Annotated in this window: 21 protein-coding genes; 8 read left to right on the top strand and 13 right to left on the bottom strand. The window is 48.6% G+C overall.

All coding sequences use genetic code 11. From position 1 onward, the window contains the following. Positions 1-165: 165 nt before the first annotated feature. The 5 genes from ACE3MZ_RS23295 to ACE3MZ_RS23315 all read right to left on the bottom strand — a co-directional run bounded on the left by ACE3MZ_RS23295 (position 166) and on the right by ACE3MZ_RS23315 (position 6,445). Complete coding sequence (locus ACE3MZ_RS23295) at positions 166-1,212, bottom strand: polysaccharide pyruvyl transferase family protein (protein WP_411344453.1); 1,047 nt, start codon at positions 1,210-1,212, stop codon at positions 166-168. Between the two features lie 717 nt (positions 1,213-1,929). After that, positions 1,930-3,441, bottom strand: a complete 1,512-nt coding sequence (locus ACE3MZ_RS23300) for an efflux RND transporter periplasmic adaptor subunit (protein WP_411344454.1) — start codon at positions 3,439-3,441, stop codon at positions 1,930-1,932. Between the two features lie 171 nt (positions 3,442-3,612). Continuing rightward, the gene (locus ACE3MZ_RS23305) at positions 3,613-5,181 is read right to left on the bottom strand and encodes a DHA2 family efflux MFS transporter permease subunit (RefSeq protein ID WP_411344455.1); all 1,569 of its coding nucleotides are present in this window, start codon (positions 5,179-5,181) and stop codon (positions 3,613-3,615) included. A 15-nt stretch (positions 5,182-5,196) separates the two neighbouring features. Then, positions 5,197-5,850: an HlyD family secretion protein gene (locus tag ACE3MZ_RS23310; protein ID WP_411344456.1), complete on the bottom strand. Its 654-nt coding sequence runs from the start codon at positions 5,848-5,850 to the stop codon at positions 5,197-5,199. A gap of 46 nt (positions 5,851-5,896) precedes the next feature. Next, entirely contained in the window at positions 5,897-6,445 is a 549-nt protein-coding gene (locus tag ACE3MZ_RS23315; protein WP_411344457.1) for a PadR family transcriptional regulator, read from the bottom strand. A gap of 325 nt (positions 6,446-6,770) precedes the next feature. On the opposite strand from ACE3MZ_RS23315, the gene ACE3MZ_RS23320 reads away from it, so the two are divergent. The 3 genes from ACE3MZ_RS23320 to ACE3MZ_RS23330 all read left to right on the top strand — a co-directional run bounded on the left by ACE3MZ_RS23320 (position 6,771) and on the right by ACE3MZ_RS23330 (position 9,022). Then, on the top strand, positions 6,771-7,385 hold the full coding sequence (locus ACE3MZ_RS23320) for a sugar O-acetyltransferase (RefSeq protein WP_411344458.1): 615 nt from the start codon (positions 6,771-6,773) through the stop codon (positions 7,383-7,385). Between the two features lie 199 nt (positions 7,386-7,584). Further along, the gene (locus ACE3MZ_RS23325; protein ID WP_411344459.1) at positions 7,585-7,794 is read left to right on the top strand and encodes a hypothetical protein; all 210 of its coding nucleotides are present in this window, start codon (positions 7,585-7,587) and stop codon (positions 7,792-7,794) included. Between the two features lie 205 nt (positions 7,795-7,999). Then, positions 8,000-9,022 carry a Gfo/Idh/MocA family oxidoreductase gene (locus tag ACE3MZ_RS23330; RefSeq protein ID WP_411344460.1) on the top strand — a complete coding sequence of 341 codons (1,023 nt, stop codon included), beginning with the start codon at positions 8,000-8,002 and terminating at the stop codon, positions 9,020-9,022. Positions 9,023-9,188: 166 nt separating this feature from the next. On the opposite strand, the gene ACE3MZ_RS23335 is transcribed toward ACE3MZ_RS23330, so the two are convergent. Continuing rightward, positions 9,189-9,899, bottom strand: a complete 711-nt coding sequence (locus tag ACE3MZ_RS23335) for a GntR family transcriptional regulator (protein ID WP_411344461.1) — start codon at positions 9,897-9,899, stop codon at positions 9,189-9,191. A gap of 225 nt (positions 9,900-10,124) precedes the next feature. Between ACE3MZ_RS23335 and ACE3MZ_RS23340 the strand changes: the two genes are divergently transcribed. Together ACE3MZ_RS23340 and bglA are read left to right on the top strand one after the other, a co-directional pair. After that, on the top strand, positions 10,125-12,152 hold the full coding sequence (locus tag ACE3MZ_RS23340) for a beta-glucoside-specific PTS transporter subunit IIABC (protein WP_411344462.1): 2,028 nt from the start codon (positions 10,125-10,127) through the stop codon (positions 12,150-12,152). Between the two features lie 74 nt (positions 12,153-12,226). Beyond that, positions 12,227-13,666: a 6-phospho-beta-glucosidase BglA gene (gene bglA / locus ACE3MZ_RS23345; RefSeq protein ID WP_411344463.1), complete on the top strand. Its 1,440-nt coding sequence runs from the start codon at positions 12,227-12,229 to the stop codon at positions 13,664-13,666. A gap of 220 nt (positions 13,667-13,886) precedes the next feature. Here bglA and ACE3MZ_RS23350 read toward each other — a convergent pair whose 3' ends face one another. The 3 genes from ACE3MZ_RS23350 to ACE3MZ_RS23360 form a co-directional block, all read right to left on the bottom strand. Beyond that, the gene (locus ACE3MZ_RS23350) at positions 13,887-14,153 is read right to left on the bottom strand and encodes an AbrB/MazE/SpoVT family DNA-binding domain-containing protein (protein WP_411344464.1); all 267 of its coding nucleotides are present in this window, start codon (positions 14,151-14,153) and stop codon (positions 13,887-13,889) included. A gap of 84 nt (positions 14,154-14,237) precedes the next feature. Then, entirely contained in the window at positions 14,238-14,750 is a 513-nt protein-coding gene (locus tag ACE3MZ_RS23355) for an SRPBCC family protein (protein ID WP_411344465.1), read from the bottom strand. A gap of 18 nt (positions 14,751-14,768) precedes the next feature. Further along, complete coding sequence (locus tag ACE3MZ_RS23360) at positions 14,769-15,143, bottom strand: ArsR/SmtB family transcription factor (protein ID WP_411344466.1); 375 nt, start codon at positions 15,141-15,143, stop codon at positions 14,769-14,771. A gap of 562 nt (positions 15,144-15,705) precedes the next feature. Here ACE3MZ_RS23360 and ACE3MZ_RS23365 point away from each other — a divergent pair. Together ACE3MZ_RS23365 and ACE3MZ_RS23370 are read left to right on the top strand one after the other, a co-directional pair. Further along, a complete protein-coding gene (locus ACE3MZ_RS23365; RefSeq protein ID WP_411344467.1) occupies positions 15,706-16,548 on the top strand; it encodes a helix-turn-helix transcriptional regulator in 843 nt (280 codons plus the stop codon). A gap of 111 nt (positions 16,549-16,659) precedes the next feature. Further along, positions 16,660-17,544, top strand: coding sequence for an SDR family oxidoreductase (locus tag ACE3MZ_RS23370; protein ID WP_411344468.1), 885 nt, complete (start codon positions 16,660-16,662; stop codon positions 17,542-17,544). 210 nt (positions 17,545-17,754) lie between these two features. On the opposite strand, the gene ACE3MZ_RS23375 is transcribed toward ACE3MZ_RS23370, so the two are convergent. Next, positions 17,755-19,401: a rhamnogalacturonan lyase B N-terminal domain-containing protein gene (locus ACE3MZ_RS23375; RefSeq protein ID WP_411344469.1), complete on the bottom strand. Its 1,647-nt coding sequence runs from the start codon at positions 19,399-19,401 to the stop codon at positions 17,755-17,757. A 379-nt stretch (positions 19,402-19,780) separates the two neighbouring features. On the opposite strand from ACE3MZ_RS23375, the gene ACE3MZ_RS23380 reads away from it, so the two are divergent. Beyond that, positions 19,781-20,545 carry a hypothetical protein gene (locus ACE3MZ_RS23380; RefSeq protein WP_411344470.1) on the top strand — a complete coding sequence of 255 codons (765 nt, stop codon included), beginning with the start codon at positions 19,781-19,783 and terminating at the stop codon, positions 20,543-20,545. Between the two features lie 178 nt (positions 20,546-20,723). On the opposite strand, the gene ACE3MZ_RS23385 is transcribed toward ACE3MZ_RS23380, so the two are convergent. The 3 genes from ACE3MZ_RS23385 to ACE3MZ_RS23395 all read right to left on the bottom strand — a co-directional run bounded on the left by ACE3MZ_RS23385 (position 20,724) and on the right by ACE3MZ_RS23395 (position 26,638). Continuing rightward, the gene (locus ACE3MZ_RS23385; RefSeq protein ID WP_411344471.1) at positions 20,724-21,434 is read right to left on the bottom strand and encodes an SDR family oxidoreductase; all 711 of its coding nucleotides are present in this window, start codon (positions 21,432-21,434) and stop codon (positions 20,724-20,726) included. Positions 21,435-21,724: 290 nt separating this feature from the next. Further along, positions 21,725-22,303, bottom strand: coding sequence for a TetR/AcrR family transcriptional regulator (locus tag ACE3MZ_RS23390; protein ID WP_411344472.1), 579 nt, complete (start codon positions 22,301-22,303; stop codon positions 21,725-21,727). A gap of 198 nt (positions 22,304-22,501) precedes the next feature. Further along, positions 22,502-26,638: a glycosyl hydrolase 53 family protein gene (locus tag ACE3MZ_RS23395; RefSeq protein ID WP_411344473.1), complete on the bottom strand. Its 4,137-nt coding sequence runs from the start codon at positions 26,636-26,638 to the stop codon at positions 22,502-22,504. Positions 26,639-26,771: the final 133 nt, after the last annotated feature.

A 26,771-nucleotide genomic window follows, 5' to 3' on the forward strand; every position in this document is an offset into this window, starting at 1 on the left:
AGCTGAGTGTGAACTTCTAAGCATCTAGTTCGCCGTATCATATGTTTTATGCAAGCCAAAATCCCCTGTCTACATGCCTAAAGATCTAGCACGGCATGAGACAGGGGATTGTATTAGATTCCAAACTACTATTTCTGCAATAGCAGGTATACCTTTATATTGCTATTATTTCTGCTTGAAAAACTCTTTCAACGGCTCAAAATGTGATCGCAAGTCAATTCCTTCCCGATCCGCATTCATCAGTCGCTCAATAATATGTTCTAGCTCCTGTACATCCTTGCTATCCGTATATTCGATAAACGCTACCGGATGCAGCCAATCAATATGCGAATGCTTGGCTTTGCCGTAGCTGTTGCCGAAGACTAGGCATGGCGTACGTGTAATGATCGAGAAGATCATCGCATGCAGGCGGTCGGTAATAATCAGTTGCTGTGAACCGATCGTATCGAGCATGTTCATTAAATAATGCTCACGCTCTGCATAGTCGATCGTATCCACCTCATCCAGCACAGTATCAATACGCTCCACCTTCCCAATCTGCTGTGCCCACTGCTTCAACTCCTCCAGAAACGGCTCATCAGTCACCTTTTCCTTATCAGCTCGCATTACGAACAATACGCCTTCGCGCTTTAACTCCTTTGGCACGATGTCCAGCGACATGACCATATCCGGTGTATACATGATATTCACATCCGGGGCAAAGGTCTCCGCCAGTACATCGATTGTCTGATTCTCCCGACCGACTAGCGTCAGATTGGCGTTGCTGTGGTACGCATCCTGCGTCTTGCGCTTTTCCTGTTCACCATGATCGTTATCTTCAAAGTAAACCGATTGTGGAAAGACAATCGTCCGATGATTATGGAAGCTGGATATAACCTTACGACGATCTTCTTCAATATCAGTGTACAGGCTACCTAGATTCCCACCGCCAGTAAAGCAGACGATATCGTCATCTCGGATAATCTCCTGTACAAGCGTAATGCCTTCGTCGGTAGCGTAATCCATAATCTCGATATACTCGTAGTATGGAAAATGATTGCGAATAAACCTTTCAATTGCATAAGCAATCGCCTGATCACCGATATTGGTATAGCTTGGCGAACCAAATAGAAATACTTTGCGTTTATCGTTAGTGAGGGCTTCTGGCGATGCGTTCGGCGCGATACCTTTCACCAGTGGCTTACCCTTACTATTCGTCGTTGTTGTATTCATGATGCTGCACCTCCATAGAGATTCGGGATATGAATTACCCTTTTCAGGCAACATTCATTAAAAATGAACGTTTGTGTTCTGTTCATATACCCGAATAAAGGAGCAAATATACGATAATTTTAAAAAAATGCACATTTTAACTTTTATACGTAATTTATAGACGTATAAAAGTTAAAATGTGCTATAATAAAAGCCGGATGATCAAGTGTCCGGCGGTACACGGCACGGCATCGCAGCCCGAAAGGGGGTGACGCCATGTCGCATTTGGATTTCGTATTGGGTTTGTTGAATGTAGGAATTCGGGCTGCACAGTTTTTGTATATTGTGCTGAAAATACGCTCTTTTCTAAAAAACAATAAATCTGAGAACGAAGACAAGAAAAACCGCCGGTCGTAAGAGGTGACTACTCTAACCGGCGATTTTCTTGTATGAAGCTAGTACAAGCGATCGCCGTGTATGTCCGCCGATCTGTCATCCAGCCTGTGATGTTGGAGCATCACAGGCTTTTTTGTTTTGTACTGGTATTATAACGCACTTCAATGCGTATTTAAACAGATGAACAGCAAAAAATATATTTTATCTTTGACTGTTTCTATCATGGAGCAATAGCACGTGTATTCATTTTCTATAACCTAAGCACACTATACGTTCGATCCTATTTACAGTCTTAATCTTCTTATCATGTTGCTAATCATAGCTAGCATTTGTTTACGTGTATTAGCTCTGTGCTACCGTAATCGCTGTATCTTCATCCAGCAGTGCTTGATTGTTCTGAATGACCTGCTCGCCAGATTTCAGACCTTTGGAGATCAACGTTTGCGAACCGGTTGTTGATCCAACAGTGACTTCTTTGCGCATAGCCTTGCCATTAGAGGCAACGTATACGTACGATTTGTCGCCGTCTTTGACAATCGCTTTGGTTGGGATGATGATACCGGATTTGGAATCTTTGCCGATAAAGCTGACGTCCGCCAGCATGCCTGTTTTCAGCTTGCCGTCGGTATTGGATACCGTCACCTGCACCGGATAGCCATTGCCGCTATCGTCCAGCGGATTGATCAGCTTCACTTTGCCGGTTGCAATCAGACCAGACGAGGATACGTTGACTTGCACTTGATCGCCTTTTTGGATGCCGTTAATCTGATCAGCTGGGATGTAGATCAGAATATCGACGGTATTCAGGTTGGCAATCACGAGCGATGCGGTTCCCGTTGGTGTCATCTCGCCGGATTCGATATTTTTGGTCACAACGATACCGTTGATCGGTGATTCTACAACTGCATTATCCAGTGCATCGCGTGCAATATCGACATTCACTTGTGCCTGCTTCAGCTTTTGCTGGCTAGCTTCGACACCAGCAGTGCTTTGCGATACTTCCAGCTGACGCTGCGCATTGCTGTAGCCATCATTGGCATTCGCATAGCTACTATTGGCGTTATTGTATGCTTCGCGCGCAGTGGTCAGCGCTTTTTGCGTAGTGGCGATATTGTTTTGGGCTGCTGCCAGTTGTTCTTCGGCGTTAGCTTTGGCATTGACTGCGTTATCGTATGCCGTTTGAGCGCTGCTGACGGCGGATTGTGCCTTTTCCAGATCGGCTTGTGTAGCCAGTCCGTTATCCAGCAGTGACTGGGTACGTGTCAGTGTAGTTTGCGCCGTTTTCAGTGCTTCTTGTGTTTGTTTGATCGTATTGCCAGCAGTCGATACACCAGTTTGCGCTGTTTTCAACGCTGTATTCGCCTGATTGACTGATGCTTGTGCCTGATTGATGCCGCTCTCTGCTTGGGTGATAGCGCTCTTGGATGAAATCACACCGCTTTTGGAACTAACAACGCCGGAATTGGCGGATACCATGCCGGATTCGCGTGAGCTTTCTGCGGTTTTGATTCCGGCTGCCGCTGCTTCGGTATCGGATTGAGCGAGCTTCAGTTTGTTTTGCAGATCGTCATCTTCCAGCTTGAACAGCACCTGACCTGTTTTCACCTGTGTACCGACATCGACGGAGACGGCGGAGATTTTGCCGCTCATTTTCGGTACGATATTGACCGTCTCGGACGGATTAACGGTGCCGGTGTAGATCTCGCCTTGCCCGATCTGCCCTTGCTGGGCAGAAGCAACTTTGACTGTCACATTCATATTGGGTGCGGCTTGATTAGCAGTCGAGCAGCCTGCCAGCATGACGGTGCTCATTACTAGTGCGGCGGCAGTCACTTCCCATTTTCTTGTTCTCATGGCTGTCTTCCCTTTCGTTCTGTAATGATAAATATCTTCTGTCGCGATAGACTTGGATGGACATAAAGTTATATACTCTGGCTTCTATCGGAATTCATATTGGAATAGGCTACTATAGAAAATACAAATGATGCTTAGGATTGACGTGATATGGAATGGATATTGGCTTGCTTATACTTGCGCCTGCACTTCCTCTGTCAACGGCATTTCCTTGTTCTTAGGCTTCCGTTTCCCACCGAGGAACAGGAACATGAGCGGGATACAGCAGAACAACGGAATGGATGATAACAGGAAAGTATCAGCAATTCCTCGTGAATATGCATCCAGCGAGATCAGCCCGGTGGCACTCGACAGCCATGAGCTACCGAGCACGGATTGCAGATACTGCCCGCCTTCAACAGTAATCGATTCGGCGATATGTTGACTGTGCAGAGCTGTACGATCTTGCATAATAAAGGTCAAAATAGCAATCGCCATCGAACCTGCTAGCGTACGAATCAGATTGGACGCGGCAGACGCGCTGCTGACCTTCGCCTGCGATACTTCGTCCGCAATGGCGTTCATACCGACGGTAGATAGCGGCATCAGACACAGACCGATACCCATTCCGCGCAAGACCATGACCGTTTCAAACCAAATTCGCGACGTCTGCGGTGACAAGGTATGCAGATGATACGTCATAAAGCTCGTTACCGTCAGACCGACCAGACACAGTGGCACAATGCCGATCTTGTCCACCAGCTTACCGGCAATCGGCATCATGAGTGCCATCGCAACCGCCTGCGGCAACAGGATCAGACCGGTTTGAATCGCGGAATATGACTGCACACTTTGCAGAAATAATGGCGCCAGAAACGTACCGCCCATCATGCCCATCATGACGAAGCTGGATGCGATGACACTGACGGTGAATTTATAGTTTTTGAATAACGATACGTCGATAACGGCGTTATCCTTGCCGCGTTCCACGAAGATCAGGAACACGAGCGCCCAGAAGGAGATAAAGAACAAGCCGACGATTTTGAAGGACGTCCAGCCGGACGACGAACCGTTAGACAGTGCGTACAACAGCGTTCCCGCACAGGTCGCGGACAAGAGAAACCCGGTCAGATCGAATTTGATTGGCTGATTCTTCGGCGGTTCCTTGATCAGAATAAAGACCATCAGAATCGCAAACATCGCAATCGGCACACAGGCGATAAACAGAAAGCGCCAGTTAAACCATTCGATCAAATAACCGCTAAGCGTCGGACCAATCGCTGGAGCTGCCATTGCAGCAATCCCCCAAAGACCAATCGCCAAGCCCACCTGCTCGCGCAGCATGATTTTGTATACGATTGTCATACTGAGCGGCATGATTAGACCGCCGCCAAGCCCTGCCAGAATACGCGCCATAATGAGCGACATATCATTCCAAGCAAACGCACAGATCAGCGTGCCAATTGTAAATACAGATAACGCGAGAATCATAAATTTCTTGTAGCCAATCCGCTGCTCCATAAAGCCGGTAATCGGCACGATAATCCCCGAAGCGAGCGTATAGCCGGTAATTACCCATTGAATGCGTGTTGTCGTCGATCCGAGATCGGTCGTAAGCTGCGGAATCGCGACGTTGATCAGACTGTTATTCAGAACAGCAACGAATGTACCAAGGACAATCGCCCAGAACGCAAACCAGCGTTCACGAGAGGTTAGATTTTCCGGACCCGCAGGAGCAGTACTCATAGTTTCAGATGACATCGGTACGCCCCCTTTTTACGGTGTATGAATCTTAACTTCCACGTTTGTTCCCGGAATCAATTGAAGTCCCTCCGGTACATTCAGAGCAATCTCAACCGGAATCCGCTGGGTGACTTTGTTGAAGTTACCGCTCGTATTGGTCGCCGGAATGACGGAAAAGACTGAGTTCGACGCCTGTCCAATCTTGCGTACTTTGCCTTGAATGATCTCATCGCCTGCGGCATCCAGTGTAATATCGACCAATGCGCCTAGCTTGATGCGACCGATATCGGTTTCTTCGATATTGGTCGATACATACAGACTATTCAGGTCTGCCATAACCGCTACCGTCGAGCTTGGTGAAGCGATCTCGTTCGTTTTGGAATACAGCTTGAGTACGGTGCCGTCAATCGGGGCACGCAGTACAGATTTGCTAATCGCATCAGATGTCAGACCGGATACATCCTGCTCGGCAATCGGTTCATTGCGCTTCAGTGTATCGCCTTCCTCCACATCGATATGCGTCAGCTTGGATGTAATCTGCGGCATCACTTTATATTGATCCGCAGTGATGCGTGCGTCGTCGCTTTTGATGTAATACGTTCCCTGATACCAGTAATAGTAGCCGAGCGATCCGCCGGTGATGACCAGCAGCGCGACCAAAATCCATAATGTGAGTTTCTTTTTCACTCTTTCCACCTCAAACCTATATATTTTGCATCCATACGGATGTGGGTCATTGCTGGTTGTTCATCCGCTGAATCACACCAAGCAAGTCTTTTAGCGAATTCAGATCACTTTCACGCCGCGAGAGCGAGAAGCGAATCAGAAAGGAATGGCATTCCTCGTACTCCGGTGTAATATCCGGCGCTGTCCAATTGGATGAACGTTCTCGCTTGCTAGCAAGGTCTTGTTCACGCTGTTCTACTGCTTGCTGCAATAAGAAGATGATCCGGTTCATATCGACGAGCCGCACGAAAAAGAGCGGTGCCAGCAGTGAACGTACATCCTTCGGCGCCGTGAAGCTTTTGTAGATCATGTTTTTCAATGCTTCTCGTCCTTGCTCGGTAATGCCGTAAAAGCTTTTGTCTGGGTAGTTGTCGGATGGCACAGTTTCTACCTTTTCGATGTAGCCCTTCTTATGTAAGGCATCGAAGTTGTAGTACAGATTGCCGTCGGTAATAGTGACTGTGCCGCTCGTATTCTCGGTAATGCGCTTCTTGATCTCATATGGGTGAATTTCCTTTTCCCACAAGGAGCCAAGAATATAAATTTGCAATGACAATGCATTCCCCTTTCTGCTGCTTGTTTCATACCGGCGCTGTATTCCGGTCAGCGATTCATTTGACTCTGCCTAAAGTACTCTGTACAGAGTATGTCTGTTGATTAATATACAGAATTTTGTTTAGAGTGTCAATATATTAGGTAACCTATTATTTTAAGAGCGGACATTTGACATTTCTCACGAAAAGAAGTACCTTTTACATGCTTTATAAAATTATTTTAAAAAGTGTTTTACGATGTAGATGTGAGTATTATGATTGGAACGTCGTTTTGAATGCTATCCGTTGTATCTATAGTATATGTACTAGAAAAGGAGCTTGATATTCATGAATCAAAAAGAACGCATGCTGGCAGGTTTGCCTTATAAGGCTTGGCTAGATGGTCTAAGCGAAGAGCGTGAAGCTGCTCAACTGAAAGTGTACGAGTACAACCATCTGCGTCCAGATGAACATGAACGACGTAACACGCTGATTCGCAGCATTCTCGGTAAAACTGGCAAAGAGGTTCATGTACAAGCTCCCTTCCATTGCGATTACGGCAGCAATATTGAAGTGGGTGAGCAATTCTACGCTAACTTCAATTGTACGATTCTGGATGTAGGCAAAGTGACCATCGGCAATTATGTATTGTTTGCTCCCAATGTATCGCTCTATACTGCCGGACATCCGATCCACCATATTCCGCGTAATGCCGGATACGAGTATGGAATTGCGATTACGATTGGTGATAACGTCTGGATTGGCGGCAATGTCGTGATCACACCGGGCGTAACCATCGGCAGCAACGTCGTCATTGGCGCTGCTAGTGTGGTGACGAAGGATATTCCCGATAATGTGATTGCAGTTGGCAATCCGTGCCGAGTGCTACGCGCCATTACGGAAGACGACCGACCATACTTTTACAAAGATCAGGTGTTTGATATCACTGCGGACGATCTGTAAAGAAGATCAGAGCAGTCGTAAGCTTCTGTTCATCGTTTTGAACTGCATTTGGCATGTATGGTATGTTGGATGGTGTACGCCAACTATTATTTGCGATCGGAGTGAACACCATCCATGAATCATTACGCTTTGGAATATCAATATCCGCGCAAAGGATTTATTTCCGGGGGAGCTACATTTACGCCGGAGGTAGAATATTATGACCCGCTCCATGCAACAGCCACCCCGCCGCATTGCCAAAGGCTTTAGCCGCATCGTATTGGATGAGCAGAAGATCGGAACGAACGAATTGTTTACACTGGAATATACATACATCTCCAATCCGATCATTTCGGAACGGTTATATGAGGAGATCAAGAAACGTAAATTGCGCATTCATGCCACACCGATCAGTGATTTTCAACCATAATCAACCACCATTGTTGTAGCAAAATCCAATCATATTGCATATTCATTTTTCAGCAAGATACGCCGTTCTACTCACAAGGATGAACCTGATTTTCAGCAAAACATGTCTGAATCCTATGATTTTGAAAATGAAAACCAAGTTTGGCGATATCGTTCGCTTGTCCTATCATTGCGATATAATGAATATAGAATAGGAGGTTGTTTGTATGCTTTCCATTGGATATATCGGCAACGGCAAAAGCACCAATCGCTATCATCTGCCGTTCGCTCTGAACCACGATCAGATTCACGTCAAAACGATTTACGCCCGCAATCTGAGCAAAGTAGATTGGGAACGGATTCCTAGCATCCAGTACACCGACGATATCAATGAGCTGTTTGACGATAAGGAGATTCAGCTGATTGTTGTCTGTACAGCGGTAGAATCGCATTTTGAATATGCGAAGCTAGCGCTGGAGCATGGTAAGCATGTGCTGGTGGAGAAACCGTTCATGCTGACGACAGACGAAGCACGGTTTATTTTTGATCTGGCACGGGAAAAAGGCTTGATCGCCCAGTGCTATCAGAACCGCCGCTATGATTCCAACTTCTTGACGACGCAGCAGGTGATCCAATCCGGCAAGCTTGGAGAGCTGCTGGAAGTCGAGATGCACTACGATTACTATCGCCCGGATACACCGAACCAGACGCACCATTTCTCCCAGTACAACAGCTATCTGTACGGGCATGGCGCGCATACGCTAGATCAGGCGATTTCCTTTTTTGGCAAGCCGAATCGTGTTCATTACGATGTGCGTCAGCTGCTCGGAACGGGACGGATGAACGATTATTTTGATCTGGATCTGTATTATGATAATGCGCTAAAAGTGTCGATTCGATCCAGCTTCTTCCGCCTTGTGCCACGCCCGGTCGCTGCTGTATACGGCAAAAAAGGCGTCTTCATCAAACAAACCGAAGATCGGCAGGAAGAGCATTTGAAGATGTTTTACCTGCCGCAGGGTCATCCCGACTTTGGGCTTGATCTACCGCAGCATTATGGCACACTGACCTATGTAGACGATGATGGCGTCTATCATGAGGAAAAGGTGATTTCCGAAAAGGGCGACTATACCCGCGTCTACGACGATCTATACAAAGCGATCGTTGAAGGTCACGAAAAAGTAGTAAAAGATGAGGAAACACTTGCTGTGATGGAGATTATGGAGCAAGGCATCTCTGCTTGTCGTTAATATGTAGCAGAGCGAGGGAGCATGAATCCCTCATGCTTGATGCACCGAATATGACGAAAGATAAAGAAATATAAAGAAACATCCAGTCCGCGATATAAAGCGAACTGGATGTTTTTGCGTTCTTCGTGTCTTGTTTGGCAGCGCATTGTTGAGCAATACATATTTGCTACATCCGATGCCCGTTCGCCTGAATGAAAAACTGGGACTGTACATAATTGTACGTGATTTTGGAGAAATCAAACGGTTGCCCATTCGATAGATGGAAAATCGTCTCCACCTCCAGCTTCGGCTCACCGGGCTGTAAACGCAAATGACCAGCTTCCTCAGCATTCAGCTTATCGACATGCAAATACGAATCCGAGAACCCGATTCTAAGCCCCAATCCGTCGCGAATGTAGTCAAAGATCGAATCCGAGACGATCTCATTGTTCAGATACGTAACAATCGCTTTGTTGTAATACGATTCCTCCACGCACAGCGTCTGCTCATAAATATAGCGAATCCGCTTCACATGATACACGTCCTGATCCGGCGCAATATTGAGGTTGGATGCTATTTCGCGGTTAGGCTTGACGATTTCCAGTAGCAGCACTTGCGATGTGACCGGAAACTCCTCCAGATCGCGGGTAAAGCCCTGATTTTTCAACAGACTGATGTAGCCTTTGCGCCCGTGACGGCGGACGAAGATGCCGCTACCGCGTACTTGAAAGATCACGCCCTTTTCCTCCAGCAGCTCCAGCGATTTGATGATTGTGCTTTTGCTAACGCCGAATTGCAACATCAGCTCGTCAAGTACAGGCAATTTGTCGCCCTGTTGCAGGGCATGCTCTTGAATGTATGTTTCGATCTCTGCGGCGATATGTTGGTATTTTAACATGGACATTCCTCTTTAATTGTAATAGTGGGTTGGAATTACATCGTTCAACGCTGTGTAGCATAGATGAATATGCCTGCTGAACGGCAGGCTTTATCGAGATTGTACCACATCCTTTTCCAAACCACATGATCAAATGGTGTATTCAAAATATAATTGTTTGGTTATTTATAAATTATACCGTTATAATTATAATGTAAGCGTATAACAAGTAAAGGAGTGAATTCCATGTCGGGAAAAGTGAGAGATTATCCAAAGCTGGCACAGGACATTCTAGAAGCAGTCGGCGGTGAGCAGAATATCGCCGGAGCGACGCGCTGCGCCACTCGGCTACGTCTGGTGCTGAAAGAATCCAGTACACAGGCAAAAGAAACCGTGTCCGCGATGCCCGGTGTCATTACTGTCGTCGAAAATGGGGGACAATTCCAGATCGTCATCGGTCAGCATGTCGGCGAAGTGTACGACGAATTCGCCAAACTGGTCAATATCGATCAGTCCGCTGACGGTAACGCGCCCAAAGGCACGATTGTAAACCGCATCATTGCAACGATGTCAGCGGTGTTTGCCCCTTTTGTCTATATTCTCGCAGCAGCTGGTATTATGCAGGGGCTGCTCATCATCACCAATCTGCTGTTTCCCGGCGCCGATCAGAACAGTACATATCAGGTGATCAGCTTTATCTCTTGGTCACCGTTTACATTTTTACCGATTTTTATCGCCATTACGGCATCCAAGCATTTTAAAACGAATATGTTTATCGCGGTCGCCTGTTGTGCGGCGCTGGTCAGCCCGACATGGGCAGAGATGGCGGCGCAGATTGCTGACGGCGGCAGTCTGAACTTTGCCGGTATTGCGTTGACAGAGACGACATACACCTCTACCGTGCTGCCACCACTATTCCTCGTATGGATTCTGTCCTATCTGGAAACGTTCCTTAATAAACGCATGCATGAAGTCATTCGTCCGCTGTTTGTGCCGTTACTTTGTATGATTATCATGGTACCGTTGACCATCGTACTGATCGGTCCGGTTACGACAATGGGTGCCAACGGTATTGCAAACGGATACAATTTCCTCGCTGAGCATGCACCTGCTCTTGCTGGTGCGATTGTCGGCGGATTGTGGCAGGTCATCGTCATCTTCGGCGTACACTGGGGCGTAACTCCGATGGTGCTCGCTAACTTTGAACAATATGGACGCGATTCGTTTCAGGCGTTTCAAACGATTGCCGTTGTCGCACAGATCGGTGCCGTGCTGGGTGTTATTTTGAAAACACGCAATCGGGAAACTCGCAAAATCGGCGTATCTGCCGGAGTCACTGGCTTGTTCGGCATCACCGAACCGGCAATCTACGGCATCACGCTGCGCTTCAAAAAGCCAATGATCTTCGGCTGTATCTCTGGTGCGGTAGGTGCGATTGTAGCAAGCTTCTTTCACCCATACTACTTCGCTTATGCGGGTCTACCGGGTCCGCTCACGATTGTAAACGGTATTAACGCCGACTATCCGACATCCATCTGGGGTCTGCTGATTGGTGCCGCAATTGCAATTGTTCTGCCAGTCATTCTGATTCAATTGTTCGGCTATGGCGTGGACGAAGCAACATCATCTGACGGAGATGCCAGTCTAGCAAATGAACAAGGTAAAACGGGTACCGCCCAACAAACGCCTGCTCCAGCAGTAATCGGGACGCTGAACGGCGCAACCGTATCGTCTGCGCATCAGGGCAATACCAACTTGGCAGCGTCTGCCCCGAATATTGCTCAACCAGCAGATGAACATGCGTCCGCTGCTCTTGCCAATGAAGAAACCATCAGCGCTCCGCTAATCGGCAAAATTCTGCCGCTATCCGCTGTACCAGACGAAGCATTCAGCTCAGGCGCAATGGGACAAGGCATCGCTATTCAGCCAGATGACAACAAGCTGTATGCACCATTTGACGGCACCATTGCCACCATCGCGCCAACGCTTCACGCCATCGGGCTGCAATCAGACAGTGGTGTAGAGCTGTTCATCCATATTGGACTGGATACGGTCAAGCTCAAAGGCGCACCCTTCACCTTGCATGTACAAGATGGTGACCGCATTCGCAAAGGCGATCTACTGCTCACCTTTGACCGGGAGCAGATTGAACAACAGGGATTGCCGGTCATTACGCCGGTGCTGGTGACGAATGGGTATGACTACAAAGATATTGTCGTTGGCACTCTGGATCATGCGACAAGAGACGCTGACATTTTGACCGTCATTCGCTGATCTGTAAGGCAATCATTCAGAAGCATTGTATGGACAAAGACAAATTACGTATTGGACTATAGGAGGAACTCATCATGGCACAATTACCATCTAACTTTCTGTGGGGCGGCGCACTCGCCGCGCATCAATTCGAAGGCGGCTGGAACGCCGACGGCAAAGGACCGAGCGTCGTCGACGTGATGACTGCCGGCGCACATGGCGTACCACGTCAGATTACCGATATTATCGAACCGGATACCTTTTACCCAAATCACGAAGCCATCGACTTTTACGGTCATTATAAGGAAGATATTGCTCTGTTCGCAGAGATGGGCTTGAAATGTCTGCGTACCTCTATCGGGTGGAGCCGCATCTTCCCACAAGGCGACGAGGATGCACCGAACGAAGCCGGGCTGCAATTTTACGATGATGTGTTCGACGAGCTACGCAAGCATGGGATTGAGCCAGTAATCACGCTGTCTCATTTTGAAATGCCACTGCACCTGGCGCGGGAATATGGTGGCTTTCGGAGTCGTAAGGTGATCGATTACTTCGTCACATTTGCCGAAACCTGTTTTACCCGCTACAAGGACAAAGTAAAATACTGGATGACTTTTAACGAAATCAACAATAAAATGGACGCCCACAATCCGATCTTCCTCTGGACGAATTCTGGTGTACTGGTGCAAGAAGGCGAGAATGCGCGCGAAGTGATGTATCAAGCAGGGCACCATGAATTGCTGGCGAGCGCCCTGTCCGTTGCCAAAGGTAAAGAGATCAATCCCGATTTCCAGATTGGCGCGATGGTATCGCATGTGCCAATCTATCCGTACTCCTGTAATCCAGATGATGTGATGCTGGCAGAACAAGCGATGCGCGAACGCTACTTTTTCCCGGATGTGCATGTGCGCGGCTACTATCCGAATTATGTACTTAAAGAATTTGAACGTGAGGGCTACCATATCGTATTCGAACCGGACGATGACGAGATTCTACGCAATGGCACGGTGGACTATCTCGGCTTCAGCTATTACATGTCTACAACGGTGAAAAGTGATGTGCACAACGACAATACCGGCGACGTGGTGAACGGCGGATTGCCAAATAGCATCGCTAACCCGCATATTCAGTCGAGCGATTGGGGCTGGGCGATTGATCCGGTTGGCTTGCGTTATACACTGAACCGCTTTTACGACCGTTATCAGCTGCCGCTATTTATTGTGGAAAATGGCTTTGGTGCGATTGACCAGTTGGAGGATGACGGTTCTATTCATGATCCGGCACGAATTGCCTATTTAAAATCGCATATTGAAGCGCTGGAGCAGGCGGTAAATGAAGATGGCGTCGATCTGATCGGCTATACGCCGTGGGGGATTATCGATATTGTGTCGTTTACGACTGGCGAGATGAAGAAGCGGTACGGGATGATTTATGTGGATCGGGATAATGAGGGGAACGGGTCGATGAAGCGGTATAAGAAGGATTCGTTTGCGTGGTATCAGCAGGTGATTGAGAGTCGTGGGGAGCGGTTGTAGGTTCGCCGAAGAGATTGGATTATACACTATCTAGTTCATATTAATATTCAATTTCTAGCAATCATTGACGGTTGCACTATGTCATACAAAATCAGAAAAGCAGGTTCAGCCAAGAGATTATCTCTGGTTGAACCTGCTTTTTTAGGCTAGCATAGATCGTACATACGTAACAATCGAAGCAATTCAATACTTCCGATCTGAACGTCTCCAGTAATAGACATCAGAACACTTCATCTTCCATAGGCTCTGCAAATACGTCCTCATCATTACCAGTTCCAGCCTTGGATTGCGCTCTAAGACGCAGAAATAGATTCCGTAATCCTTCCTGATCATCAGCTTTCGGCAAAATCGGACTGATCGTCAATACCTGACCATCTGAAGATATGGTAACTTCGCTTCCGTCCTCGATGTTTATATTTTTCGCCAAATCTGAAGGAATACGTACAGCCAAGCTATTGCCCCATTTTTTAACAGTTGCATTGGACATATACTTCACCTCTTTGGATCCATCATAGCAAAGGTAGATACTTCAACAACATAAGAACAGAATACCTTGCTTATCATAAACTGCCTATGCCTGCACCCGCTCCAAATGCTCCTCCAACCGATCCCATGTCTGCGTAATGCCCTGCTCCATGCCCATCTCCAGCACATTCTTCAACGCTTCCTCGGAATCAAAGTACGCACGGCTGATCAGCTTCGTTCCGCCCTCATGGTCGCGGAATAGCGTCTCAATTCGGCTACCCGGCAAGTTTTCCATCACATTGCCGTCCGCATCGGAGAAATAATCGGTGTATACAATCTGATCTGGCTGCTCGATCAGATCGTAGATCGCTTTGCCCCATGATTCCTGACCGTAACATTCACCCTGACTCTCGTCTTTGCAGGTCATACAGTAATGCCAGATACCGCCCGGACGAAAATCAATATGACATACAGTCAGCTCCCAACCGCGAGGTCCCCACCATTGACGAAGATGCTCGGCGCTAGAAAATGCCTGAAAAACCAGTTCTTTCGGTGCTTTGAATATACGCTCCAAAATCAGTTCCTGACCATCCACTTTTACTGTCATTTTACCGGACATGGAAGTCCCTCCCAAGATTTAATGTGGCGTGTGCTTGTCCTGCTTTGGCGAATGGGACGGTGCTTGTTGTTCATTGCTCTGCAATTTCTGTAAATACACATCCAGATTGTCAAAACGTTCTTCCCACATGCTCAGATACGGCTTCAACCAGCCTTGCAGTGACACAAACGGCTCCGGCTCCAAACGGTAAATTCTCCGATTCGCCTCAGCCTGCACCTGCACCAAGCCAGCCTTGTTCAACGCACGTAAATGCTTGGACGTTTGCGGTTGCAGCAGATTCAACTGTTCCGCAATCTCACCTACGGTCAGAGGGCCACTGCGTAGCAATTCAACAATGTGCATCCGATTCGGTTCCGCCAATGCCTGCAATGTTGCAGCAACGGTTGCGCTCATATTGGAATCACCCTCCTGTATATTCAATATACTCCCGAAAGAATATTCTTTTAAAGGAATATTTAAAAGTATTTTTCTTAGTATTCGCTGTTAGAACTATGATGAATCTAATGTTTAGATCATATACAAGACTGTATTCGTCCATTACCACTTACCAACACCAACACCAACACCAACACCAACACCAACACCAACACCAACACCAACACCAACACCAACACCAACTGATATTTTGGCGGATGTATCACAAAAACGGTACAATAACATTGCATAGCGATTTATTTTAAACTAACGATCTTGAAACCACTTCATCCTCCTGTATATATCTAATCTGCACCTCTCTCTATTTCCTTTTCACGGTTCAAATGATTGTCAAACCGATACCAATATAGATCGTGCTACCTAAACAAACCGCAAAAGCAGCCCAGCATGTATATCCTACGACAGTAAAAGTAACAGACATCCAAACCAAACAACAGACGCAATACGAAAGACATATACCGCATCTAAAAGCTCCACCTGCTCCTACCAAAACGAAACCTAAACAGAAAGGACATACCCCATGAAACTACAGCGTTCCTCCTCCGCGCTCGGTGAATTTATTCGCTCCCGGCGTGAGCGTATTCAGCCAATGGATGCTGGAATCCAGCCACTGCCCGGCAGACGGCGTACACCCGGACTACGGCGTGAAGAAGTTGCCTATCTCGCCAATGTGAGTGTCACCTATTACACATGGCTAGAGCAAGGCAAGGAAACAAATCCGTCGCCCGATGTGCTCACCAGCATCGGTTCGGCGCTGCAATTAACCGATGACGAGCGGCAGTATATGCTAGGTCTGGTTCAACGAGAACCTGTCGATTACTCTCGCCTGCTCTGGCCGCCGGAGCGCAATACTGATGTGATGCAACAGATGGTACAACAGCTGTCCTATCCTTCATTTATTACTAATGAAGCAACGGATGTTATCGCATGGAACCGAGCAGCAGAGCTAGTAATCGCCGATTTTGGACAAATGGAGCCGTCGGAACGGTATATGATGAATCTGATTTTCCTGCATCCAGAGTATCGGCGCAAGCTGCTCAATTGGGATGAATTTGCCCGGTACAGTGCAGGTATTATGCGTTCTAGCTTTGAAAAGTATCGCGATGAGCCGCTATATATGGAACGCTTTAACCGTTTGTATACAGGCAGCCCCGAGTTTGCCACCGAGTGGGATCGTTTTGAAATTCGGCAAAAGCAAGTCGCTACTGCCACATACCAGCTGGACGATGGACAGCATATGGAGTTTGAAATCCACTCTGCTGGCTCTGTCGACAATGATCCGGGGTTGCACTGGTGCTTCTTCGTTCCGTCGGCAGACACCGCTCCCAGACTGGCACAATTGCTATCACAAGATCGCGAATAGCATCTTCATCCGCTTACCAGCCTGTTAATGCCATTACCAGTATCAACATGCTGTGGTTGCCGACTCTACCAGCCGTTATGCTATAAGCCAAGACAGCATAACAGGAGGCATATGATGACACATACAGCGAAAACGTGGTTTATTACCGGAGCAACCGGAGGACTGGCTACTCCACTCATTGAACGTCTGCTGAAGCGTGGTGACCGCATCGCGGCAACGATTCGCAAGCCGGGCGCACTGGATGCATGGAAGCAGCAATACGGCGACCAGCTCTGGATTGCTCAACTGGATCTGACGCACCCGGAACAGGTAAACGAAGTGGTACAACGCGCATTCACTGAACTTGGGCAAATCGATGTATTCGTGAACAACGCTGCCTACGGATTGTATGGCGCCGTGGAAGAAGCGGCAGACGAGCAGATAGAGCATCTGTTCCAGACGAACGTATTCGGTTCGTTGCGCGCTGTGCGGGCGGCTTTGCCTTTTCTAAGAGAACAAGGTGGCGGACAAATTGTACAGATTGCCAGTATGGCAGGACATTATTCCATACCGGGCATGGGATTGTACTGCGCCTCCAAATGGGCAATTGAAGCTGCCATCGAAGCGCTGGCACTGGAAGCAGCGCCGTTCCATATTCATACGACCATGGTAGAGCCGGGCGGGATTCGCACTAGCTTTATTACTGGCAATGCGGTATTTGGCGAGCGTATGGATGTGTATCGCGATCAGGAAGCAGGCAAATTCGTTAGCCTGATGAAAGGCGAGCTGCCCGGCATTGATATGAATACGTTCAATCGTATGGTCGTCGGCGATCCGGCGAAAATGGCGGAACAGATCATGCAGGCAGTTGATCGTGGCAACGGTCCGCTGCGGCTGGCACTGGGCAGCGATGCGTATGAATATACCCGCAAAGCGCTGCTAGATCGGTTGGAAGCATTAGAAGCGCAAAAGGAACTGGCATTCTCGACCGATGCGGATGACGTTATTCGGCAGTGACGAATCAGATTCTATTGCAGTCAGCAGTATCGCTACATCCAAATACATCAAAAAGGTTCACGTCCCTGCTGTCTAACGAACGCAGGGGAACGTGAACCTTTTTGCTTATTACAATTCCTTTGGATAATTACCATTCTTTTGAGTTGTTGTAATCCTTTTCGAATGGAAATCTTCTCATGATCCATTGCCATCCATTCAGCGAGTATGCCATCAATTCAGCAATTCCACCGCATCGTATACCCAGCCTGCACTGAGCCATGTACCAAGATCGCTGGAACCGCTAATCGGTGTAATGGTGAGTGTATTGGCACCAGATTTGAGCGAAGACGTCGGAATACTCCACGAAAAGGTATGATTGTTCCCACGATACGTGCCAATGGTAAAGTTGCGCGAATTCGGCTGCGTCGATGCACCCGGATTGGTCAGCGCGTTACCATTGACCGATACGCTGGGACGACCGCTAATATACGCTGCGGTGATCCCGATATTCAGGACATGCGGCGAAGCCGCCTGCGCAGCAGTCAGGTTAAAGGTCACCGTAGTTGGCGAGTTCTGATTTCGGAACTGAATCGCCGGGAATTTGTTGGTCGCACCGCCAGTCGCAAACGTCACTGGTCCCCAGCTTGGATTGCGGCTATCGGACGGATGACGGACGCTGATCGTCTGTCCGTTTAGAAATTCCAGCGGTGTGCCATCCCAGTTGCCGATGCGCCAGATAGCAGATTTGGACGAAGGATCGGCAGTAATGGTGCGCGTATTGATCGTCGTTGTGCCGCCTGCGGTAACATTGACACTTTCGCTATAGACGCCAAGCTCGCCCTTGTACACAGTCATCGTGTACGTGCCCGGAATCATATCACGGCGCACGGCGGCTCCGCTGGACGAAGCGCTAGTCCAGTATTGTGCCGTACTATTGGCAAAGCCGACAGTGTACGCATAGCTGCTATCCATCCCAGACAATCCATTCAGTACAACAGCGCCGCGACTTGCTACCCAGCCAGTCAAGTTCAGCCCTGCCATCCAGCTAAAGTCCGGTACGGACGGCGTAGAACCAGTCGTGAAGATGAGTGCATATGGTCCATGCAGTCCCATTCGGAAGCTCTCCGTCTGCTCATGACCGGAATTCATGTAATTGTAGACCTCAGTATCGCCACCACTCTGGAATTGAATATCTCGGAAAAAGGGCCCCCCTGAGCTTTTTTCCCGATTGCCGTACGCCATGAAAACGCCGACATTACTGCCAGTGACGCCGCGCACAGTCAGGTTTTTCGCCTGATCATTGCCGTAATATTTGGATGCAGTTTGTCCGTTAGAGAACCCGAATACATCCTGACTCTCAATCGCCCCCGTATTGCCGCGATTGTTGGAATTGGCAGGCACGCCAGTCAGCACATTACCATTGCCGCGGAAAATGTACCGTAGCTCGCCCACCGACGGCTCTGCCGTTATGTATGTCGCCATGTAAATGATATTCTCCCCGCTGCGGGAGGCGTAATAGTGAGTCAGTGTGCTAGTTTTGGCAGTAATCAGCACCGTCGTACCGGATGGCGAAGCGCTCCACGTCACGTCTGCATCCGAACCGAGACCAGAGCTAATATGTGAGCCTTTGCCGGAGCTGCTCAATTCTGTGCCATTTAATTTGCTGGATGTGATATCACCGTTATCCTTATTGACCGTGTAGACAAGACCCGCTCCGGTAGTGACCACGATCGTGGAGCCGTTATCGGTCACTCCGATGGCAGCAGCATGACTTTTCTGCGCCGGAAATACATTGCCAGTAATGACCAGAGCCAGCACAAGCAGCAACGTCAGACTCTGACGCATACGATACGGACGACGGGAAGATTGCTTTTTCACGATAAAATCCCTCCAAATGATGTAGTGATATCGTCAGCAAGCGGATCGGAAATTATCCATTGGCGCTGCCGACAATATTTTTATAGCGCTTACATTTTGAAGTAGAGTGAGTGGTAGATTGATTAGTAGAATAATGGCAACCAATACTGAGATGATAACGTGTGCAAAAGGAGTTGGTATTGAATTTTACATTATCTTACATGTAGAGGTTACATATTTGAAGAGGTTTTCGGGAATGTTATAGCGTAACTCCGTTTTTTCATTGAGTGGACATGTAGGTCTGCCTTTCTTTTTTGAATAAAATGATTCTCGCGGCGCTCCATTCCCGGTACACTATACATATGGACTGCATTCATTCTGATGATCGGAGTGATCCCGTATGGAGCAAGGCATGAACCTCTATCGATTGAATCCGCGGTATGCCCGCATGATCGTGGACGCTATTGTGGAAGGGTACCGCGACTATATCGAGATTCGTAAAAAATACCGCAACAGCATGGCGATCAGCTCGGCGTTCGCTTGGACGAAAAGTAATTTTATCGAGCATAAAGTGGCAGAACGCGCTCGCTCATTCGGTTTTCATTTTAAAAGAGCCAAAGCGGGCATGACCTGGGACTACTTGCAGTTTGTCCATGATGATGACAAGCTGATGTTTGTGATCAAGGATGCGGCTTATTTTCTACCGACTGGATTTACGCAAAGTCGGCTCCCTAATCCGTTACTTCCGTCTTCGTCGCAACGTACGTATTTGCAGGAATTGTCGCGGCTGAATCAGCATATTATTTTCTCAGATGATCAGAAGGAGCCGTCTTTTGTGTTTGACGAGGAGCTATGGCAGGGGGAATTTGATTTGGGGCTGGAACAGAATCAAAAGTCGCCAGCGGCGGACTTTTTTGCGCATATTCACGAATTTCATATTTTGACGTATGCACTGGATGCTCATCATCAGATGTCGGAGATTATGCACTATCTGCCCAACCCGGAGGATAACGTAGCGCATATCGTGGAAGACCTGTCGCCGCTCATTACAGATGCCGAGCTGTCTGAGGAAGACCGACGAATCTTCGTACCGGATGAAGATGAATATATGCGGTATATCGCTGAATTCGAAGCGCTAGCAGACGGTGCAGACAAGCCGGAGTAAGCAGGGATATCGCGATACCGCACACAATGAGATTGCCTATACGCAAGCGCAGGTAATAGAGATGTATCATCCCCGTTACCTGCGCTTGTGTTATATAAACATTTTCAATAGTGAAATTCGCACACCAACAACAAAGTGGGCAAAATAACGATACAGTGCTACAACGTGATCTCTTCCATTACCAAGGTAGCTGCTGATCCAGATGGTAAAAGGTGCCTGTCGGTCCGTCCGACGGTAATGTGGCAAAATGAACTGCCGTTTTCGCGCCGTCTTCAATTGATACAGGTGCTTCCTCGCCGCCCATTTGTGTTTTCACCAGACCGGGATGCACAGAATTCACCTTGAGCGGGGTATGGCTATATTGTTGCGACCAGTACGCAGTTAGCATATTCAGTGCGGCTTTGGAAACAGCGTATCCCGGCTTCGCTAACTGCTGAACGAGCGGTTCGTTCAATTGCAAATAGATCGAACCAATCGCACTACTCTGATTGACGATGCGTCCAGCAGGGCTGTTCAGCAGTAGCGGCAACAGTGCTTCCGTCAGGTAAAAGGGGGCTAAAGTGTTCACTTCCAATGTGTCGCGGAAGGCATCTTCGTCGTAGTTTCCTCTTTCCAGCAACACCCCAGCGTTGTTGACCAGAATATCCAGCTTGCCGTAGGTATCCTGAATATGTTGAACGAGCGCCTGAATATGCTGTGAATTGGTCACTTCCAGTTGCACAGCTTCCACATCCAGACCGTCCTGTACGAGTTGGGCAACGGCTTGTTGTGCTTGCTCCAGTGAGCGTGCCGCGAGTAGCACCTTGATGTTTTGCTGACTGAGCTGGCGCACGATCTCCAGACCGATTCCTTTACTTGCACCTGTAACCAAAGCGATAGATTGCGTCATAATGATGTTCCTCCTCTAATCTGAATGGGCTGCCGATTAGTAATCTCCAACCGGCAGCATGGATCGGTATTGGCAGAGCGTGGTATCGGTCGATTTCCATTGAGAACGATCATTCTCAATAAGGTAAAAAAATTTGTTTTTTGTCACGTCTCATTTTGAACATTCCGCATCTAGCTCAAATGTCTGATAGTTATCTCAAAGATCCGGCATGTATCCTTCACACTCAGAATGTATATTGAATGTATAGAATATCTTCCAAATGAAACTCCAGGTTGCTGTATGCGGCACAATCAGCCTTCCAGCAACCGCAAATTCATATCCATAATTTCGCGCAATTTCTGCTTATCGGTCGAGGTGCGCACCAATACACGTAAACCGACAAGTGCATTGTGCAAATAAGCTGCCATCTGCTCCACATCCAGTGTGCTGCTGTATTCGCCCGTCTGCTGTCCGTGACGAATAACGCCAGCGATTAGATCTTCCGTTTTCTCAAAAGCATTGACCGCCACATGATCGACTTCCTTGTCCCGCACCGCCAGCTCAACCGCCGAATTGACCAGCAAACAGCCCGCAGGCACATCTTCCCCGCCCTCGATCACATAACCAAACATCGATTCCAACGCTTCGCGTGCCGTGCTTGCCTGCGCAATTGCCGTCTGTGCGCGATGGCTATTTTGCACGCCGAACTTCTCCAACGTCAGCATAAACAGCGTATGCTTGTCAGTAAATGTGTCGTACAAGCTGCGACGGTGAATGCCCATATGCTCGGTCAGATCGTTCATCGACGTTTTCTCATAGCCCTGCTGCCAGAACAGCTTCATCGCACGATCCAGTACTACCTGATCGTCAAACTCCTTGCTCCGCGCCATGTTCGCTCCCCTCCGTCCCTGTTCATATTGTCTATATCAAAGGTATACATCCAAATCTATTTTTGAGAACGACCATTCTTTTAAAATATCGAAGTAATGCACTCAGCATATCATATTGGGAACGATCAGTAAAGAATGATGATAAAATAAACAGAACGCCCCGATCCTTAGACCGACGCGTTCTGCATATTCTTCATTTTATTTCTCTGCTGTTGCAGCTGCGATATCGCGTGCTGCCCAGTACGTAGCAGGTACATCCGACCATGTTGGCGTTGTTCCTGTACTACCTGTATTGGTTTCTGTATCTACACCCAGTACACGGTTAAACAGGGTAACAGCCTCCGCGCGGGTTAGGGTACGATCCGGTGCAAAATTGCCATCCGGTTGTCCCTTCATATAGCCTGCCTGCTGTACCCAAGCAATATCAGTTGCCGCCCAGTGCCCGGCGGTATCTTTGAATGCAGATGTAGTTCCAGTAGCAGAGGTAGTCGTTCCAGCTGCATCGCTGTTTTTCATCCAGCGCGCCAGCACGGTTGCCATTTCGGCGCGTGTCATATCGCGCTGCGGTGCAAAGGTATGATTGCCATATCCCGTCATCCAGCCAGCAGACGTCGCTGACGCAATCGCCTGTGCTGCCCAGTTGCTCGCTGGTACATCGCTGTACATACCAGTTGCTGTTGTAGAAGTAGATGTGCTGGTATTACCGCTGTGTTGCACCGCTGCTGCATCGGTATTGCTCGTTGTATTCTGCGCCGCAGTCGATCCATTTTGCAATTGCGCAGACGTCGCCAAGCGGTTCAGCATTACTGCCAGCTCGGCACGCGTCACTGTACGCGACGGACGGAATGTTCCATCCGGGTATCCCTGCATATAGGCGGCATGCTGCTTCACTTGACCATCGGCATTACTGCTGCCAGCGTTGGTATCAGTATGACTGGTATTCCATTTTTGTTGCGAATGCAGAATGGTAAAGGTACTGAATTTGCTAATCGTAAATTGCAGAGCAGACGGCTGATCGCCATTCCATTGTACAGTCGGCGTGATCAGTTCCTTACTGCCGTCGCTATGCTCCACATATACTGCCAGACGATCCAGAAATGCCTGTCGCTCCGTGGCACCGGACGGAATCGCTCCGGCTGGCAGCGGCAGTGACAATTGTACCGGTTGTCCCTGTACATTCGTATCAATCGTTACTGGCGTGCCGATGACATCGACAGTACTTTGACCGACTGCTTGCTGTACGAGCGGATCTTGCTGCGCACGACGAGCGATAGCTTCTATCGCGGCTGTGCCTTTTGCCGGAAGAATGGTAAACTGGCTCGCTGCGCTGACCGACGACAAGGTAGTCGCAGGAAGTGTCAGGTTGATATGATTACTTTGCAGCTCCAAGCCAGCAGCTCCGGTTGCTAGCGTTTGGGCTGCATCCGTTGGCAGGCTGAAGTTCAGTTCTGCCACTTCGTCGTTCTGATCCGGCAGAACGAGACGTACATGATTACCGCCTGCCGCTTTGATACTATCCAATGCTGTACGCGCCTGAGCCGCGTTATAGCTGAGAGTATCCTTTTTCCACCCATCAGCACGCGTTGTGCGCTGAATCGTGAAGGCGGCGGAAGAACCGCCATTGGTTGTACCTGCATTCACCTGAATCGTCTGACTCTGACCAGCAGAACTGCTTCCGCCGCCACCGCCAGATGAACTGCCGGAACCGGAATTGTTACCCGGTTCTGGTGTTGGTACAGGCGTTGGCACTGGTGTTGGAGTTGGTTCTGGTGTCGGTTGCGGAGTCGGCACAGGTTCCGGTGTCGGTTGCGGAGTCGGCACAGGTTCCGGTGTCGGCTCTGGTGTCGGTACTGGCTCCGGCGTTGGTGTTGGAGTCGGCGTATTGTCATCCAGACCGCGGACAAAGGTCAGATAGAAATCATCCAGCGTACCCCAAGCACCGCCATCTGCTTTGACAGAAGCACCAATCGTCAACGCGCCATCTGCTACGTACACATCATGGATCACCGGCTGACTCCATTGCACCCAGCCATTGACGCTTGTTGGCGTCTCCTCTCGCTGTCCGTTACTTACCGCATACAGCTTCATATCCGAGTTGTTGGCATTGCCGCCCTGAATATTCATCGACAGATCGTAATAGCCGGGCTTCAATCCATATACATTTTGCTCTACTGTAAAATTCACTGGATCGCCATTGTAGAAATGCAGCGAATAGTCGCCAGACTTGGCATCCGACGCTTTGTTCTGGTAATCGGTGTGCGGACTCAAACCCGCTCCATACGTAATATGCCACATGCTGCGGTCACTGTTCTCAAAACCGCCATTTTGCAGCAGATTCGGCTTGCGAATGGACAGATTGACCTGTGCATCGTGACCGTCTTGCGTTTTGCCTGTGATCACATAGCTGCCTGCACCTTTGGCAATTGCCTGCTGCAACGCTTGCTCATCCCAGCTCACATTGACTGTACCTGTACTGCCATCGTTATACGTCACACTGACCGTTTCCGGCAATTGAATGGAATCACCAGCATTGACTGTAATGGATACTGGCTGTACCGCATCTACCTTCAATGGCGCGACTGCGCCGGTATTCACATATTGAAATACATTCAAGGACGACAGCGGATGACCGGTAAAATCGAACAACGCTTGGTTGTCGACCGCACTGCCGCCGTACCATTTGCCTGCATCATCAGGATCATATTCGCCCGCATAGCTGGATGCCCAGCCAGAGCCGTACGTTTCCCATAGCTTTTTGTTGTTGTCCAGCTCACTTGCTGGACCGACTGGTAGCCAAGCCGGTTCCCAGTAAAACATACCAATGCCCGCAGCACCTACATCCGATACTGCCTGAATCACATTGCGTACGGATGTTGCTTGTCCCTGCACGCTAATCGGATAATCAAGAGTCTGTCCAGAGCTACGTGGCGCGGTATTCTCGTGTCCATCGCCATCTTGCGACGTGTACGTGTAGGACGTTTCCGCGACCATAACCTTTTTGCCATACGTATCTGCGACTTGCTTGAGTACGGAAGTCAGATTGCTCAATGTGCCATGCCAGAATGGATAATATGAGCTGGCAAACACATCGTAATCGACATGGTTATCCGCCAATGCCTTGGCATATGACGCATATCGTCCCGGTGTCTCTGGATTCGTAAAATGCAGTGCGATCAGGATGTTCGGATTGATCTCGCGAATCGCCTGACTGCCTTTGTTGAACAGCTTGCTGATGCTACTCCAATCTTTTTCCCCGATAAACGACTGATTCGTCTCGTTACCGACCTGTACCATGCCGACATCCACACCAGCATCTACAATCTGCTGCAAGCTGGACTTGGTATAGTCATAGACAGCTTGCTGCTTTTGCTCCAGATTCAGGTTTGCCCATGCTTTGGGTACATGCTGTTTGCCCGGGTCTGCCCAGAAATCCGAATAATGGAAATCGACCAGCAGCTTCATCCCATTGGCAGTTGCACGCTTGCCAATTGCAATCGCTTTTGCCAGATCGTTATCGCCACCGCCGTAGCCTTTGCCGTCTGCGGTATACGGGTTATCCCACACGCGCACACGGATATAGTTCACGCCAGACTGATGCAATGTAGTGAAAATATCCTGTACTTGCCCTTGCTCATTGTAAAATTTCACCCCACTCTGTTCCAGCGAGATGATGCTCGATACATCGACACCTTTGATAAAGTCGGAGCTTAATCCCTCGACCTTTTTCACAAAAATATCTGTTACCGGCTGACTTGTATCCGAACCCGTACGCTTCAGCTTGAAGCTGTCCAGATAGCCCCAGCTGTTTGCTGCTCCGCGAATATGTGCGCCAATGCGCACATTGTCTGTCGGCTGAGTTAGTACAAATTGCAGCTTGACCGCACCCCACTGGTTGTAGCCAGTAGTCGCTGCTTCGGTGCTTTGACTCGTATCTGCGAATACCTGCACATGCCCCGCTTCAGCGCCGCTACCGCCCATTGATTGCACGGTCAATTCATAGCTGCCCGCAGGCAGAGACGATACCGTCTGACTGAGTGTAATCTGCTGCTGTACGTTAGCTGTATCTTTGATCCAATATTTGAATGCGTACGTGTCTTCGGACGGTGTAATAAAGGGATCATTGGCGTACGCATACCGTTCAATGCTCACCTGATCCCAATCCGAAGGCTCTACTTTCCATGACCCGTCACTCCACCAGTCACTCTCAAATCCCGCGTTGTTCAGCGGAATATCCTCATCATTCGCTGCATACGCCAGCGGCGTATGTACCGGCAACATGCCTAGCACCATCACCACTGCCAACATCAGCAGCGATACCCGTTTCTTGCTTCCCATTCTGTTTATCCCCTTTCAAAACCGAATGCCCACATGCAAATCCCACTTTTTGTAAAGCGCTTACATATTTGCTGTGATCACTATAGCAGACGGCAGAAGCAGAGGACATGGGAAGATTGCAACATTTCGTGTT

Source organism: Paenibacillus sp. WLX1005, from assembly GCF_046603685.1.
Taxonomy (GTDB): domain Bacteria; phylum Bacillota; class Bacilli; order Paenibacillales; family Paenibacillaceae; genus Saccharibacillus.